Annotated in this window: 10 protein-coding genes and 2 pseudogenes; 9 read left to right on the top strand and 3 right to left on the bottom strand. The window is 68.0% G+C overall.

Annotated elements, in window-relative coordinates:
* The 3 genes and pseudogenes from ACIRO3_RS33200 to ACIRO3_RS33210 all read right to left on the bottom strand — a co-directional run.
* On the bottom strand, positions 1-242 hold a 242-nt coding region (locus tag ACIRO3_RS33200), incomplete at its 3' end, for a hypothetical protein (protein ID WP_404143046.1).
* 151 nt (positions 243-393) lie between these two features.
* Positions 394-711 (bottom strand): annotated as a pseudogene (locus ACIRO3_RS33205) (alpha/beta fold hydrolase); the annotation flags it as partial.
* A 107-nt stretch (positions 712-818) separates the two neighbouring features.
* Entirely contained in the window at positions 819-2,390 is a 1,572-nt protein-coding gene (locus ACIRO3_RS33210; RefSeq protein ID WP_404143048.1) for an alpha/beta hydrolase, read from the bottom strand.
* A 261-nt stretch (positions 2,391-2,651) separates the two neighbouring features.
* On the opposite strand from ACIRO3_RS33210, the gene ACIRO3_RS33215 reads away from it, so the two are divergent.
* The 9 genes and pseudogenes from ACIRO3_RS33215 (at position 2,652) to ACIRO3_RS33255 (ending at position 15,711) form a co-directional block, all read left to right on the top strand.
* Entirely contained in the window at positions 2,652-3,107 is a 456-nt protein-coding gene (locus ACIRO3_RS33215) for a DUF3592 domain-containing protein (RefSeq protein WP_404143049.1), read from the top strand.
* A gap of 174 nt (positions 3,108-3,281) precedes the next feature.
* Positions 3,282-3,689, top strand: a pseudogene (locus ACIRO3_RS33220) (transposase); the annotation flags it as partial.
* Positions 3,690-5,484: 1,795 nt separating this feature from the next.
* A complete protein-coding gene (locus ACIRO3_RS33225; protein ID WP_404143051.1) occupies positions 5,485-6,519 on the top strand; it encodes a heparin lyase I family protein in 1,035 nt (344 codons plus the stop codon).
* Positions 6,520-6,887: 368 nt separating this feature from the next.
* A complete protein-coding gene (locus tag ACIRO3_RS33230; protein ID WP_404143053.1) occupies positions 6,888-8,237 on the top strand; it encodes an MFS transporter in 1,350 nt (449 codons plus the stop codon).
* A 170-nt stretch (positions 8,238-8,407) separates the two neighbouring features.
* Complete coding sequence (locus tag ACIRO3_RS33235) at positions 8,408-8,533, top strand: hypothetical protein (RefSeq protein ID WP_404143055.1); 126 nt, start codon at positions 8,408-8,410, stop codon at positions 8,531-8,533.
* A gap of 662 nt (positions 8,534-9,195) precedes the next feature.
* Positions 9,196-10,131, top strand: a complete 936-nt coding sequence (locus ACIRO3_RS33240; RefSeq protein ID WP_404143057.1) for a heparin lyase I family protein — start codon at positions 9,196-9,198, stop codon at positions 10,129-10,131.
* A 499-nt stretch (positions 10,132-10,630) separates the two neighbouring features.
* Entirely contained in the window at positions 10,631-12,886 is a 2,256-nt protein-coding gene (locus ACIRO3_RS33245; RefSeq protein WP_404143059.1) for a sigma-70 family RNA polymerase sigma factor, read from the top strand.
* Between the two features lie 673 nt (positions 12,887-13,559).
* Positions 13,560-14,663: a heparin lyase I family protein gene (locus tag ACIRO3_RS33250; protein WP_404143061.1), complete on the top strand. Its 1,104-nt coding sequence runs from the start codon at positions 13,560-13,562 to the stop codon at positions 14,661-14,663.
* A 754-nt stretch (positions 14,664-15,417) separates the two neighbouring features.
* Positions 15,418-15,711 (top strand): peptidoglycan-binding protein, encoded by a 294-nt coding sequence (locus ACIRO3_RS33255; RefSeq protein WP_404143152.1) that lies wholly within the window; start codon positions 15,418-15,420, stop codon positions 15,709-15,711.
* Positions 15,712-15,991: the final 280 nt, after the last annotated feature.

Genomic DNA, 15,991 nt, shown 5'->3' on the forward strand with positions numbered 1-15,991 from the left:
GCCGACCGCGCGCCCGGCGGCAGTCGACCGCCCGCCCTGACGACGGCCTCGATCCGGCCGGACCTGATCCAGAGCGCGGCGTCCGGCCAGACGTCGCCCGCGTCGTTCATCGTGACCACCGTGCCCCTGAGCAGCACACCCGGATCCGCGTCGGCCGGTGGGGACGCGGCGGGGCCGAGTGCGAGCACGACACCCACGGCCAGTGCGGCGAGCAGCGGCACCGCGTTGTTCGTACGCCTCACGTCTTCTCCGCGTCCGTCTCGGGGATGGTACGGATCATGGGCCACGTGCACCCGGCAGCGGGTCTGCCGCCCCCGCCCCTGAACAATCCCCCGTAGACGGTGGTCGTACGCCTTCTCCTGTCACTGGCGGCGCATCAGACAACGTTCGGGGTTACGTCCCGGCCCCTGGTCGGGCGTGGGCGTCCGTGGTCAGCGTGTGGTCGAGAATGGCTGCGGCCAAGGGTGCGTGGAGGGCGCGGGGCAGGGCGTGCCCCATGCCCGGAATCTCCACCAGCCTTGCACCGGCGCTCATTTGGGTGCGGTGGTCGGGATGCGGCGGTGGGAAGACGGGTTCGGCCGGGGCGCAGATGACGAGGGTCGGCACCTCGGTGCGTGCCAGTTCCTCGGGGTGGTCCATGCCGGAGTGGTCCGCGCGCCCGTGGGTCATGGGTGCCTCGCGGCGGCCGGCGTGGGTCGATGGGCGGGTCTCCGAGCGCACCGTGCAGGACAACCTCAAGTCGGTGTTCGCCAAGACCGCGAACGAACAACCGAAGGATGCTGTCGGGCTCGCGCACTCGGAACGTGAACCGCGGGCCGCTACCCTGCCTGCTTGACGCAGGTACGGTCCCTCGCCGGCAGCTTGCCGGTGGCCAGGTACCGGTTGACCTGGTCGTCCACGCACGCGTTGCCGTAGCGCCCGAAGAGGGCGTGCCGGTTGGCTCCCTCGAGCGTGACCAGCCTGGAGCTGGGCAGCTGCTTGTGCAGCTCGACGCTTCCCTTGTACGTCGTACGCGGGTCACCGGTGGCGGCGACGATCAGTGCAGGGACGTCGCGCCACACCCGGGTGGGCTCTTCGCGCGGTGAGTCCCAGAAGGCGCACGGGTTGATGTTGTTGGTCAGAGCGCCGAACAGCGGGTGCGCGGTGCGGTTGCGCTCGATGTCCCGCCAGTAGAGCTCGGGATCGCGCGCGGCGGCGACGTCCCCGCAGATGACGGCGGACTGCACGCCGGTGGGCTCGCCCTCACCGCGCAGCACGTACCGGAGCTCCGGGACGAGCATCGGCGGTACCGTCGTCGGCCTGCCCTGCGCGGCTTCGGCAAGTACGGAAAGCAGCTCGCCGAACGACGCCCGCGCGGGGGCGGTGTCGTCCGCGATGCCCGAGAAGAGGAGGAGCGGCACCTGGCTGTCGTCGATCCGGAAGGCATCGGCGCCGGCACCGATGGTCAGCGGACCGCGCGCGGCCGCCGCGACGATGTGGTCGACGGTGGTGAGCACCTCGGTGCGGCTGGGGCCGAGACCGTAGGTGTCGTGGTGCTCCGCGGCCCAGGCGGCCCAGTCGGACAGTGCCTTCTCGTTCTCGCGCTCGGTGCCCTTCAGTAGCCGGGGGCGGTAGTCGCTCGGGTTGATCGCTCCGTCCAGCACCATCCGGTCGTGGCGGCCGGGGAACATCTGCGTGTAGACCGTGCCCAGGTAGGTGCCGTACGAGTAGCCCAGGAAGGAGATCCTCCGCTCGCCGAGCGTGCCGCGAATGACATCCATGTCGCGGGCCGTGTTGCGGGTGGTGATGTGCGGGAGCACTGCGGCGTCGGTGGCCCGGCACTTGTCGGCCAGGCTCTTCTGCAGGGCGACTTGGCGGTCGAAGCCCGCCCGGACCGTGCCGGCGGACAGCCAGGTCATGCCGACGGGCCAGCCGCAGTCCAGCGCGGTGCTGCGCCCGATGAAGCGCGGGTCGAAGCCGACGATGTCGTAGCGCGCGCCGACCTCCTTCATCGACGCGCGGGCCTGCGGCGGGGACTGGAGCGCTGGGCCGCCCGGACCGCCGTTGTTGAGGAGGATCGCGCCGATGCGATGGCGGGTGTCGGTGGCCTTGAGCCGGGAGATCGCCACGGTGATCGTGCGCCCCCGGGGGTCGGCGTAGTCCAGGGGCACCGTCACGTCCGCGCACTGCACGCCCGCCCGGTCCAGATCGCGACCCGTGGTGTCGTCGGGGCCCTTGATGCAGCTGCCCCAGCCGAGGTGCTGGCGGTAGTACCGGTCCAGTCCGGTCCCGGTGCTGTCCGGGGCGGGGGTTCCAGCGGCCGTGGCCAGGACGGGGGAGGACGTGAGGCAGGCGGCGAGGGTGAGGCCCACGGCCAAGGCGCGGCGGGCGGCGGGGCTGACAATGGTCACAGGGTCTCCTTGAGCGTCGTCCGCTTCGTGTGATCGCATGTCCCGAGGCTAGGAAGCCGCCCTGGCACGGCACATCGCCCGAGGGCACGACGATCCACCCCTGGTCCGGGACGTGCGACCCGGCCCGGCCTCCTCCTCCGGGAGGAGACCGTCGGCGGGGCCGCGCCGAGGGCCGCCCCGGCCACGGGGCCTGCCGTAAGGGGAGATCGCCACGCCGGCATGCTGTCAGGAGCTCTTCGGCTCCAGAATCGAGACGCCCCCTTGTCTACTTCCCAGACCCTCTTGCTCCTCGCATCGGTCTTCACCGCCGCGGGGTCGGCCATCGGCGTCGTCGCCTCCCTCAAGATCCGCCGCATCCGGTTCCTACTGAGGGAGGGCAGTACTGCGCGGGGCGTGGTGACCCGTCTTGAGGAGACCCGGATCGCGCCGGCCTCGGATGCCGGCAGCACCAGCCGGAGCGTCGGAACCACCGTGTACTACCCGGTCATCACTTGGAGCACGGGCGATGGCCGCGCAATGGAAACCAGGACGAACATCGCTCGACCCAAGGACAGGACCCTTCCCGTCGGCGCACGCGTCGAGGTCCGATACGACCAGGCCGACCCGTCACGTTGGACCCTCCCGGCCGAGGGCAGTGCCTTCTGGTGGCTGTTCGGCGCACTGGGCGCGTTGTTCGTCACGATGGGGCTGGGGTTCGCCGTAGGGGGCCTGTCGTAGGGGGCCTTGACGTGCGAAATGTTTGCGAAACACCCGAATCCGTACACCTGGAGTCATGAAGAAGCATCTCCACGGCTCAAGACCAGCTGACAGAGACCCTACTCGGGCTGTGATGTCGTAATCGGTCCTGGGCTCGGGTCTCTTCGGGAGGCGGAGCCCAGGAGGACTGTGGTCGTGACGCGTGGGCGACTCACGCATGCGCAGTGGAAGTTCATCGAGTCGTGTCTGCCGATCGGTAGGTAAGGCCCGCACCCCGATCGGCTGCGGGAGCAGTTCGAGGGGGTGATCTGGCGGTTTCGGTCCAGTGGTCAGTGGCGGGAGATGCCTGCCGAGTTCGACCCCTGGGCCACCGTCCACAGGCGCTCCGCGTCTGGCGGGACGGCGGAGTGTTCTCCGCCCTACTGGAAGACCTGATTTCCGAGGCCGCCCGCGCGGGAAGAACACATTTCCGGTCAGCGTGGATCCCACAACAGTCCGCGCCCACCTCGGCGCCGCAAGCACCACATGCACGCTCTGGAAGAAGCCGCCGGGGAGCAGGAGACCGCCCGGCAAGAGGGGGGCAGCCCGAAGGGACAGAACGGAGTGGCTCCGTCGACGGGTTGGGATGGACCGCCCTGTAGTCAGGGCAGTCCTGCGCGAGCACCGGCGAGACCGGCGGGGCGCCGGGGGCGCGCTCTGCCCTTTCGCGGCGTGTGAAGCCGTGTCATGTGTACGGAACTTGTACTCGCACCCTGCGCAGAAGAGGTTCGTGCCCTTGCGCTCGATGCGACACTGCGGGCACACGTCCCCCTGCGCGAACTCATCGATGACGACGGGATGTTCGTAGAGAGGAGCCGAGAGAGTGTTGGTGACCGTAGCTATCTGCCCACCGCAGACCTCGCACCAGTCCTCGAATGCCGGATGGTGCCCGTAGGGACAGATCACCATGGCCACACCCACGCCTCTGAGGAGGACTGCAACGCCTATGACGAGCCCGTTTCCTAGGGGCGAGGACGACGGCGGGGCAGGTGCCGGTGCCGCCGTGCCATCGGAAGACGATGGACTGGGCTCCGTAAAGGATCCAGTCGGCGGGGCACTAATTGGCGCATGCCTTCCGGTGACTTGCTTATGTCACCCGCTCGGTGGCCACCTCGGTGCGGCAGGACTTGCCGTGATGGGGAACGACGAACCGGATGGCCTTGCCACCTCGCCGGCCGGGCGCCGCAGTTGTGCTCACGGACCCTGTGGCCTGGATACCTATGTGTGAACGCGGTGGTGCCGTAGTCGCATCCGTCTTTGAACGGGACGGGTGCAAGGACTTGGTCGGCGACGGCCCCGGTTGCCCCGCAGACCAGTACGAACACGGCTGCCGATGCCGCGTAGGCCTGCCCTCTGCGGTTGTAGCCCTGGAACATGAGTCGTCCAATAGGTCGGGGGAAGCGCCGGCAATTCATGGCGTTGCCGCCGGACGCGAGGTCTGTTGGCGAAGGCCCGCTCGGTGGCCGTATTTGCACCAACGCAACCAACCAGAATCAGCCACGTATCCACGTGAAGACACATGACATCTCTTAAGACGTCGTGAGTCAAGGGCGTGCGGACGGCCGAGATCTGCTCGTGATCTTAGGTGCTTCCCGTGATCCTCATGCCCGGACAGGTCCGTCGTCGAAGCTGGTTGGGGACAGCTTGCGACTCCTCCCAGGTCCCGGTCGCGCGGTGCCGGCCCGTTGGCATGTTCCTGTGGTCGCTTCGCATGGTGAAGCCAAGCGTGGATCCTCGCCGCCGTTGTTGAACACAAGTAAACAAGGGGTCCGCGTTCGAGAACGTACCCTGACGCTCCCACACCCGGGGCCCCTCGTGCCGGGGCACGCTTCGCTGACGGCGACACCTCGTGTCACCGCGGTGCCGCGCGCCGGAGCCTGATAGGGGCCGAAGCGGCATTCCAGTCCGACCTCGCCGCGGCTGCGGGGAACGGTCCGGTAGGCGGCTCACCACGACACTCCGACCTCGCGACGTCGCTATGCGACGACCCGTCAATTCCTATCGATTCCAGCGAAGTTACTGACTTGTTATGGATCAGGCGCTAATCGCTACTGGTTCTCCACCATTACTGCACAGTATGGTCTGCGCAGCTCTCACCGCTGGGTAGACCCGAGCCCACGGTGCCGCGCGGATCCGGTGCCTGAGGTGTGCGAGAGGGTATGCGCCTTCCTCAGAGGTTCGCCGCCCGAGAAACCTCGCACGATCGCCACGACCGAGTGACTGCCGGCTTGGCTGTCCACTCTGCGACCCATCACTCACCGAAGTCCCCGCTTTCCACGAGGAAACACTCATGTTCATCGCCCTACCGCCGTCCTCTACCCGCCGTCCCGTTCCCCTCCTCGCCTGCGCCACTGCCCTCATGGTTGTTGTTCTCGGCGGCGCTTCTCCCGCCGCCGCGGCCGATGCGGTCTCCTACGACTTCGAATCCCCTTCCCAGAAGCTGCCGTTCACGGCGATCAACGGGTTCGGCCGCGTTCTGGTGGGGCCCGCGCCCGGAGGGAAGCCGGGTCTGGCCGCGCGCGTCAACATCCCCAACGACGGACGCTCGTTCAAATCCGAGCTGGTCATCAAAGGCCTCGACGCGGGCAGCCACCGTTTCGGCTTCGCCAACTACCTGCCCGGGAACTGGCAGGAGCGAGACCTCGACACCATCGTCGCCCAGTGGTTCAGCTCGCAAGGGGACGGCGAGGGCATCAAACCCGTCGTCGCACTCTCGGTCCACGGTGGCAACTGGCAGCTGAAGGTCCACTGGATGAACGGCGGCGAGATACAGGAGTCCGTCATCCCACTCGGTGGGGCACGCCCGGGCCACTGGAACCAGTGGGCCTTCGACATCACATGGTCCACCGCGGGCACACCCGGTTCGATTGCCGTCACGCGGGACGGCATCACCGCCGGCTCACACCAGGGCCCCAACAACTATCACCGCGGCGAACCGCCACACTTCAGAATCGGCGCCTACCGGCCCAACTGGCGCCCGGAGAAAGGGCCGGAGAAGCGCGCCGGAGCGACCGAGGCGATCCTCTACATCGACGACATCACCATCAACAGCACCGCTCCCGGCTCCCGAGAGAACCCGCGCCCGACCACTCCCGACACCACAGCACCCTCGGGCCACCCGACCCCGTCACCCAGCCCCACCTCCACCGGCTCACCCTCCCCGTCCTCCTCCACGCAAGCCGGCGCCACACCCACCGGCAACCCCTCCAAGCCGGCCGACGACGCCATCTCCGGAGCGACCGGACAGAAGGCGAGCACCGACAACACCCCGCTCGCGAGCACCGGCTCAACCGGCGTGATCACCACCACCGTCGCCGGCGTCACGGCACTCGCCGCCGGCGCATACCTCCTCCGGCGGCGCAACGCCGCACGCTCGGCCCGCCGCCGACCATGAAATTTCCGCGGCGCCATGTCCTTGGCGCTACACCACCGGCCTGTTCGAAATTGAACAAGTTCCGTGGTCGCAGCGCAGGCTCGGGGCCACGCTCCCCGCGCCGAGCCGGCCGGCACCCCGGCGCCCGCATACGGGACTGCCTGACGTTGCTGCCTCCCTGCGGTCGCCACGGCACACGTCGGCTGTCAGACCCGCGTACGTCCACAGCGGTAGGACGTGAAAGCGGGGCCGCGGTCCTGCCGTGACAGGCCGTATGTCGATGAGGGCAATGGGCGGCAGACCCGTGACCGCGGCACCCCTCGACCACCACCGAACCCGCGAGCGATGTCGTCCGCCCCAGCCCTGTTCCCCGCTTCGCATGCCCACTCGTGGAAAGCCCCGCCCAGTTGCCCCTGGCCAATCACCCGACCGCCGGCCCCCCCTCCGTCACGTACGGCGCCGTACTGGGCAGCCGACACGTTGTCCGCCTGCTCGGTGGCACCCTTACCGGGCGTCTGCCCAACAGCATGGTTCCCGTGGGCCTCGTCCTCTGGATCACCGAGAAAGGAGGGTCCCTTGCCTTCGCCGGCCTGCTTGCCGCGCTGTACGGGCTGGCGTCCGGACTGTCCCAACCCCTCAAGGGCAGGCTGATGGACCGCCACGGCCAGACACGCGTATCGGCACCTGCGGTACTGCTCAACGCCGGCTGCCTGGCCACGCTCCCTCTGATCGGGGCGGAAGCGCAACCGGCGGTGCTGACCGCGGTGGTCGGGTTCGCGGGTCTGGTCACCCCGCCCCTGGAGGCAGGACTACGAGCGCTTTGGCCCACGGTCCTGTTGGACCCCGGACAACGCCGAGTCGTCCAAGCCCTCGACACCGGCTCACACGGGCTTCTCTACATCGCCGGCCCCCTGCTCGCCTCATGGCTCGCCGCCGCGCACGGGCCCGACACTGCCTTGACCGCGACAGCCGCCCTCTCACTCGTGGGCACGGCGGTCGTTCTGAGCGCCGAACCGTCACGGACCTGGCGCTCTGTTGCCCACCGGGCGGCCGGAAACGAACGGCTGACCGGCGCCGGTCTGATCCTGCTCTTCACGGCGCTGGCGGGAACCGGGTTCACGCTCGGAGCGATGAACGTGTGGGCCGCGGGCATGGCCGCCATGCACAACCTGACCATGCTCTCCGGCGTGCTCCCCGCCGCATTCTCCACCGGCAGTCTCCTGGGTAGCCTGATCCACGCCCGCCGCCCACGGCCCGGCCCGACCTCCACCCAACTCGTCACCACCAGTGCCCTGTTCGTGATCGGCTGGCTGCCTCTGCTCACTCAGCCAGGCCCCCTCAAAGCCATCGCTCTCACGGCGATCCCGGGGTTGTTCTTCACTCTGATCATCACCAACGGGTTCCACACCGTGGACGCTCTCGCGCCCCGCTCTCGCACCACCGAGGCGTACGCCTGGCTGATTCTATCCGTCGGCACCGGCCAGGCCGCCGGAACCGCGCTCGCCGCAACCCTCGCCGCGCACCCCGAAGCACTCGCCGCGCTACCCGCCACAGGCGCCGCCACCGCACTCACCATCCTCACCCTCGCCCGCCGCCGGCTCGGCCCAGACCGCCGCCCCGGCCGCCACCGGCGTCACGGCCGGCACCGGAAACGCCACGTCACCCCCCCTCCGCAAGACCCCCGCGCGGCCGCCGTTGACGAGCCCAACTCCAGGATGCACGACGGAGCTTCGGCGTGAATGCGGACCGTCCACCAGCCGGCGCTGTTCGTGGGCCGCGGTGAGCGAAGTGGCCAGGGACGGGATCAGGATGTCGAGAGGGCCGGTTCCTGGGACCACGACGGTCGTCTGTGGAAGGCGTCGCCCATCAGTCGGGCGGCCATGCGCGCGGCTTTCTGTCGGATGATTCGATGAGTCTGCGGTGGCCGGCCTGCCGCGGAGCGACCGGAGAGTCCGTGGTGTTCGAGGAGCCAGGTGGCGGCCGGCTGGCCCAGCCGGGCCTGCACACGCTGGCCGTGCTCAAGGTCCTCGACTAGTTCGGCTCCCCGGCCCAGATCCGCAAGCCGGGAGCGCCAACTCGTAACCTTGCTACGTCCGCAGGCCCCCGGGTGGTCGAGCGGCGGGTGGGCATCTGCACGTCCGCGTTCCTGACGTTCATGCCAGGGAGCCACAACAGGGCCGGAGCCGCATCCTCATCGATGTCGACGACGGCAGTTCGTTCCCGTCTGCCGCTCATCTCGCCGTCCTTGCCGACCCGATCTCCCAACTTGCACGATAGGAAGAGCAGCCGGGGCAAACGCCCCTCGTATCCGAGAAGCGTCCGTCATAGCGTCCTGGCGCCGGGTGTTGGAATGGCAGCGTAGACGAACCGAGTGCGAGATGTTGTTTTCATGTGTTCAATAGTGAGTGCCGCAGAGCTTCAGCCGGGCGGAGTGGTGGCACAAGCGAGCTGCGGAAAGCAATGACTCTACGCAAGGGAAGCATTGGAACGTTACGACCTAATCTCAGCCATCGGCGAGGGCTTGACGATCTTCCGCTGCGCGAGTCTCATAGGGCGCGTCCGTTGAGACTTGTTGGTTTCTGGTCGTTCTGGGAATGAGCGCAGTCGCCCGCGCCGTCGAGGGGGCCATCACCTGGAGCCCGCCTCTCAGCTGTGCTGCCGGGGGTACACAACGTTTCGTCGCCACAAGGATGGTTCATGCTCCGCCGCTACAACCGGAACCCCCCGTCCGCCGCGCTCCTGATCTCAGTCGTCGCGGCGGTAACAGCGTTGATCGGTGCCGTCATCGTGACGACACCCGAGCCCTTCCCATTCTCGCGCGGCTTCGTGTCCGGAGGAACAGCTCAATTGTCCCGCGAGAGCGCGGATGCCGTGACAGTTGTGCGAGCGCCTGGCGGCCGTCCCGGCGAAGCCGCCCGGTTCACCTTGCCCGATGGCCCCCGGTCCCTCCGCTCCGCGATGGTCACCGGCCGCCCCGCCTACGGCAGTTACCGCTACACGTTCGCCAACTACCTGCCCACCGACTGGGTCCTCTACCGCGGAACGACCATTACCTCCCAGTGGCACGACGGAACGGACGCCGGGCCCGCGATAGCTCTCGCGGTCGAGGGCGACAGATGGGTGATGGACATCCACTGGCACGTCGACTCGGGGCCGATCCAGGAAGCGAAGCACGATCTCGGCCCAGTGCACCTTGGGCACTGGAATCAGTGGTCCTTCGACATCACGTGGTCCACCGCGACCACCCCCGGCTCGATCACCGCGCGGCGCGACGGCTTCGGGGTGGGATTACATCGCGGGCCCAACAATCAACAGCAGTACGCCGCTCCGTACTACAAGATCGGCCTGTACCGGCCCAACCGGCAGCCAGCGGAGGAGCACCTCAAGGGTGGCACGCCTGACGTGGTGATCTACTACGACGACATCAACATCACCTCCCTCCCCCCAGGCACCGCCACGCCCCGTCCACGCACCTCCCCTGTCCGGCACCGAACGTCAACCATCTCAAGGCCAACACACGTGGGGCAGGGACACGGGGCGGGCGGAGGACAGGCCGTAGCGGCTACTGGTCGCCCAGGACTCCGTGGGAAGCGAGAGTCAAAGACCTGTTCGGCCTGCGACCGCCCACGATGAAACGGCGGCCCCGGCGAAAGAGTCCGTGGACTCCTCCGTGCCTCCTTGGTCGCCGGCAGACGGTGACCAAGGAGGGTAGCTTCTCCAGGCTCTCCCGCACGGCCCTCACGAGTACCCGCTGGGACTGGTCCAACGACTCTCCCTGGCGGCCCCGGGACTGAGTTACTGAGGGTTTCAGGGTGGGGTCGGTGGGTTGACGGCCAGGCCGGTGGCGGTGAGGCAGCCGCCGATGAGGTGAGGCCGGAGCTGGATTCTGCGTAACTCGCGGCGGAGTATGCGGTCGAGGTCCCGAAATCGTCGTGCGGTGGATTCGTCGCATTACCTGCTGGTTGTGATTGTCGTTGGGCAGGGCATGAACCATTCTCCTCTGGCCGCCGCAGACGCTGAGACCTCGTGCGCGGCGGGTACGCCGGGTGGCCCGGTGGGGGCCGGTATGTGCGGGACGGGCTGGTACGCCGCTGAGCGTGGGATGCGACGGTGGCTGTAGCGGTGGCAGCTGGTGGGTGATGCCGCCCGGCTACGCCGGCTGTCGAAGATCGGTCACGGGCGCATGGCGGCCTTTACTGTGCCCTCCGCAGAAGCAGTGGAGCTGGAGCTGCTCGCATGCTGGGGGGCGTTCATCATGCTGGTAGACGACGGTTTCGACCGCCACCTTGAAGAGGCACGATGGCGGGAAGCGGGCCACCAGCCCTCCGTGCAGGAATATGTGGAGCTGCGCCGACGCACGATCACCGTGTCCCCGCTGCTGCTGGTAGCCGAACGGGCGGCGCCGGTGTGGCCGCCGGGTCAGGCGCTGCACGAGCTCTGCGCAGATGTCGTGACCTGGACGAACGACTTGATGGACGCCGCCTCGCAGCGAGCCGAAGAGGCGTCGCTGGTCGATGTCCTGGTCCGTCAACGGAACACCGACCGCGGTGAAGCGGCGGCGAGGGCCTGGACCAGGTCACGTCTAGTGTTCCGCGCGGGTCCGGCGTTTGTCATCTGTGCACAGTTTGCGGTCCTTTGCTTGTCTGGAACCTCGGGGGAGTACAGACTTGCGCGAAATCCGGCCAGGCGTGGAACGCCCCGCGTCCGGAAGTCGCCGTGCAAGTCATCACAAAACAACCGAGAGTGTGTGTTGAGTACATCGATTTCTGCCCGTCAGCAGCATTTGCGGAGCCTCAGCGACGGGGAGCTCTGTGCTCTACTGCGTGGCCATACCGAGGAGCCCGACGCGGAGGTCACTGATGTGATGGGTGAGGTGTTCGCTCGTCACCATTCCTCGGTGGTCGCCTACGCCCGTACCTGCTGCCGGGACCTGTCCACGGCTCAGGATCTGGCTGCGGAGGCTTTCGCCCGTACCTACCGGGCGGTCGCCTGGGGCGCGGGTCCAGAGCACGCGTGGCGACCGTATCTGCTGACCTGCGTGCGCCGCCTGGCTGCCCAACGGGCGCGGGATGGCGCCCGCATGAAGCTGTCGGCCGACTTCGAGGAGTGGGCCGCCAGTCTCTCGGACGGTCAGGGTGCCGAGGAGGCCGTTTTCACGGCGGAGGAGGAATCGCTGATCCTGCGCGCGTATCGGTCGCTGCCGGAGCGTTGGCAAGCTGTGCTGTGGCATGCCGTTGTCGAAGACGAACCTGCGGCCCAGACCGCCGGGCGCCTCGGAATCTCGGCGAGTGGCATCGGCTCACTCCTCGCCCGGGCCCGGGAAGGTTTGCGGGAGGCGTACCTGCGCGCCCATTTGACCGAGGTCGCCAGCGACGAGTGCCGCCACTACGGAGGACAGCTCGCCGCCACACTCCGTAAGCCCGGCAAGCGCCGTACCCGGGACTTGGGCCGCCACCTCCAGGGCTGCGAGGACTGCGCGCGGGCCGAACGCGACCTGCTCGACGTCAACGCCCGCTTGGGCGTGCTCCTGCTGGGCGGCATATTGCTGTGGAACCCTGCCTCCTTCCTTTCCGCTTTGGGTAACAACGGTGCCCACCTTGCAGCGGGCACGTCGCATGGGCTGCAGCTCGCCGGAGCCCAAGCAAACTCCGGGAAATGGGCCGCTGCGGCAGCCGTCGCGGCTGCGGCCGTCACTGTGGTCGCCGTGCTTCCGGGGGGCGCGGACGACAAGGGGTCCGATCAGGCTGTCGCACCCGCCACAACGGCCGCGACGTCGGCCGCTCCGTACCGGACGCTGCCACCGGTAGTGGCCTTCGGCGCGGACGTGTCCGCCCCGGCCACCGCCACACCGCTTCCCTCGGCATCCGCCTCCGCATCTGCTACCGCCACACCCGCCTCCTCCGCCTCAGCCTCAGTGTCCGCTTCGGCCTCCGTAGCGCCGCCCGCGGCGCGTCGCGCAGGCACCCCTCTGGTCTCCGTCGGCTCTGGCCTGTGCGTCGGGCTGGGTGGAACCGCGCTCCAGTTCGAGAAATGTACGGGAGAGGCTTCCCAAGGCTGGGAACGTCTGCCTTCCGGCTACGCCACCCAGCAACTGCGGAACGCGGAGACTGGCACATGCCTGGAGGGAACCCCCAACGGGGACAGCGTCGGGCTCTCCCTCCGCGCCTGCCGGACCGTCGCGGACAACGCGAACCAGCGATGGGCCTTCTTCAACGCACCTATGAACAACGGTTACAACATCTGGTTCGGGCCGGGGAACCGTTTCACGCAGCTGTTGGGCCCCCGGAACTTTGCCCAGGGCGCCGTGCCGCGCCCGGGAACAGACATGGCGTGCTTCGCGCCCCCTCCCTTCGACCAGCGGGCGGGCCTCGTCTTCACTCTGGGATGAGCCCGCGCACGGGCTTGGGTCGCGCCGCTGCCGGGCTTACCCGGCGGGGGACCTCCCTGTGGGTGTTGAGGTGCTCCCCGGCCGTTGCGGGTGGTGCCGTTCTCGTCCGTGGCGGCCGACCAGCAGCGAGTGCAGTGCCATGGGACGACATCAGATTTGGATGGTGAATCGTGTGTGCAGAAACGTTGATTTCTTTGTCTTTCTACGTCGGCGGATAGCGTTTCTGCGTCACCGAGGCGCGATGGCTCGCCGGCCTTGACGGCGACTGTCAATCCGCAGGCAGGGGCAATTGCCACCGAAGAGGCGCTGCGGCAGAGGGGGACGGTGGTGGAGGCGAGATGTGCACAGCACGAGGAACTGGTTTGCGGTCGTGCTCTGTTGTCGACTCCGCCGTGTCCTGAACGTCGCGGTCGATCGCTGCCGACCGTCCGGGAAGGACACGGCAACGCGCTTGTTGACACCACAACATCACGAGCAGATCTCGGGCTTCCGCATGGTCTTGACGCGCGGTGCTCCATGACGTGTCATGTGTCTTCACGTTCATAAATGGCGGATCCTGAGCGGTCTGGGCTGGCGCGAAAGCGTCCTCAGAGGTCGTCGCGAACCGGAGTTGCCCGGTCGCCGGCCGTATTGCCGCTGGTCTCCAACCGCACCCTCATCTCAAGGACGGTTCATGTTGCAGCGTTTCAGTCGTAGACGTCGGGTCGGCGCGGCCTTGGTGGCCGCGTTGGCAGTGTCGGCAGTAGGGACGGGGGCGACCGAGGCCGCGGCCGACCGTGCGCTCACTCCCGTCCCGTTCAAGGACGGGTTCGAGTCCGGGTCCACCGCTGCGTTCAAGCGCAAAGGCATTGACGGCACCGGCGCCGTGAGTGTCACCAACGCGCCCGGCGGGCATAGCGGCAAGGCTGTCAGGTTCGTCATGCCCAACGACGGCCAGTCCTACCGCACCGAGATAGCCACGCTCCGCGTCCCGTACGGGAGCTACCGGTACACCTTCGCCAACTACCTCCCCGCCGACTGGACCTCCTACGAGGCCGCTACCATCGTGTCCCAGTGGCACGGCGGAACGGGCACGAGCCCCGCGGTCGTCCTCGCCGTCAAGAACGACCGCTGGATGATGATCGTCCACTCGAGGGTGGAATCACAGCCCGAGAAGGACGTCAAATACGACCTCGGCCCGGCACGGCTCGGACGCTGGAACCAGTGGTCCTTCGACATCACCTGGTCCACCGCCAAGACCACCGGCTCCGTCACCGCGCGGCTCGACGGGACCCTGGTGGGATCTGACCGCGGCCCGAACAGCGACCACCAGGACACCGCTCCTTACCACAAGATCGGCCTGTATCGTCCCAACTGGCAGGCATGGAAGGGGCACAAGGCGGACAGCTCGCCCGACGTGGTGAACTTCTACGACGACGTCACCATCACATCGATCTCCCCGGGCGCCGCCGCACCGCCGGCCGCCACTTCGCCGCAGGTGTCCCCGGACCCGAGTAAGGCCGCGCCCGGCCAGCCCGCCGCAGCGGCATCGACTTCCGCATCGGCTCCGGCGACGGGATCGGCCGCACCGGACTCGGCATCCGGTGCCGCGGTCGAAGTCCCGGAAGACACCGGCGCCGACCCGGACACCGACAACGACGCCAAACCCCTGGCCGAGACCGGTGTCGCCACCCAGATCCCGGTCATCCTCGCCTCCGGCAGTGCCCTGCTCGCCGCCGGTCTCCTGCTCGCCTTCCGCGCCCGGGCTCGGCGCCGAACGGGCGTACACAGCCGGTAGCCCTCGAATCGGATGAGCCGGACAGGACCCACCCCTCACACCTGTTGGCCGCGCGGGTGCTTCGGGTGCAGGCGGCACGTCGGCGGGCCTTAACCGACGCCGGCTACAGCGATGCAGGCCGATCCGGCTCGTGCCACGGAACAGGGCGGGCATGGCGGCGGCGCCGTACCTGTCGTGCTTCGGCCGGTTCGCAGGAACGGCGAGAGGTGGGGCCTGGCCTGCGTTCGAGACGACGGCATGCAAACGCTTTCAGAAGCAGGCTGGACAGATGAGGGATGTCGTGAGTGGTAGCCGCTGTCCGGCATGTGGGGCCGTCGGACTCGACTGTGGGTGTGCCCTGCGGAGGGGTTTCGAACCCACGCGCATACGTCCGTACGTGACGTTGGCCGAATCCGGCGAGGAAGGTCTTCCGGTGTCCGTGTCACCTCTGTGGGGCGCGGTGACTCGACAGCCTGATAACACCCCCGCTTATGGGATACGTGTGCCGCCGGAGCCTGTGCCGTGGTCGAACGTCCCGGCTCCCGCACTGGATGGCGTCAACGCCGCCCAACTCCGCTCAGCTGGAGTTGATGCAGCAGAGGGCGAGCCGGCCGGGTCGCATCAGAGACCCTGCGCCGATCGCTCTTCCGGGAAGCGGGGAGGCAGGGCTTCCCGGCGGCTGACACCGCTTCTGCTTGCATTCGCCTCGGGGATCGTGGTCGGCGGGGCGGCCATGACGTTGTGGATGACGCTGGGACGAGCAAGCGACGACGTCATGCCCTTGGACGCGAAACCGCCTGCACCCCTCACCGCTACGGCCCCGCCCGCTTCGGCTACCACGACCCCTACCACCGGCGAAGGGCAAACCTTGCGGCAGGGCGACTCCGGCGCGGAGGTGCGGAAGCTGCAACGCTTGCTGGCCGCGCGAGGGGCATACGACGGCGAAATCAACGGGCAATTTGATAAGCATCTGAAGACGGTAGTTTCCAAATTTCAAAGAGACCATGGCCTCCGCGTTGAAAATCTGGGCACCTACGGGCCGAAGACCCGAAAGGCTCTCGAGGGGTAGTACCCAGGGCGCTCGTGCCCAGCGCACCGCTCAAGCGCGCCGTAGAGAAACGAGCGGGCGAATTTTTCTAGGCTTCTGCCGCTGCCGGGTGGACCTTCACAGACCTGAAAGGAGACCTGTTGCGTTGAAGCAAAGAACAATGGCGTGGCCATGGCCGCCTACCCGCAAGAGCATCGATCCGTCTTCGAGGACTAGTGCAGGGCTATGGATGCCCACGCCGACCGCAGCCGCAAGCGCGCCCGAGAAGCCGTCCTCCCCAAGGGTAGGCGTTCGTGAACGC

Source organism: Streptomyces sp. NPDC102278, assembly GCF_044766345.1.
In the GTDB taxonomy this organism is placed as follows: Bacteria; Actinomycetota; Actinomycetes; order Streptomycetales; family Streptomycetaceae; genus Streptomyces.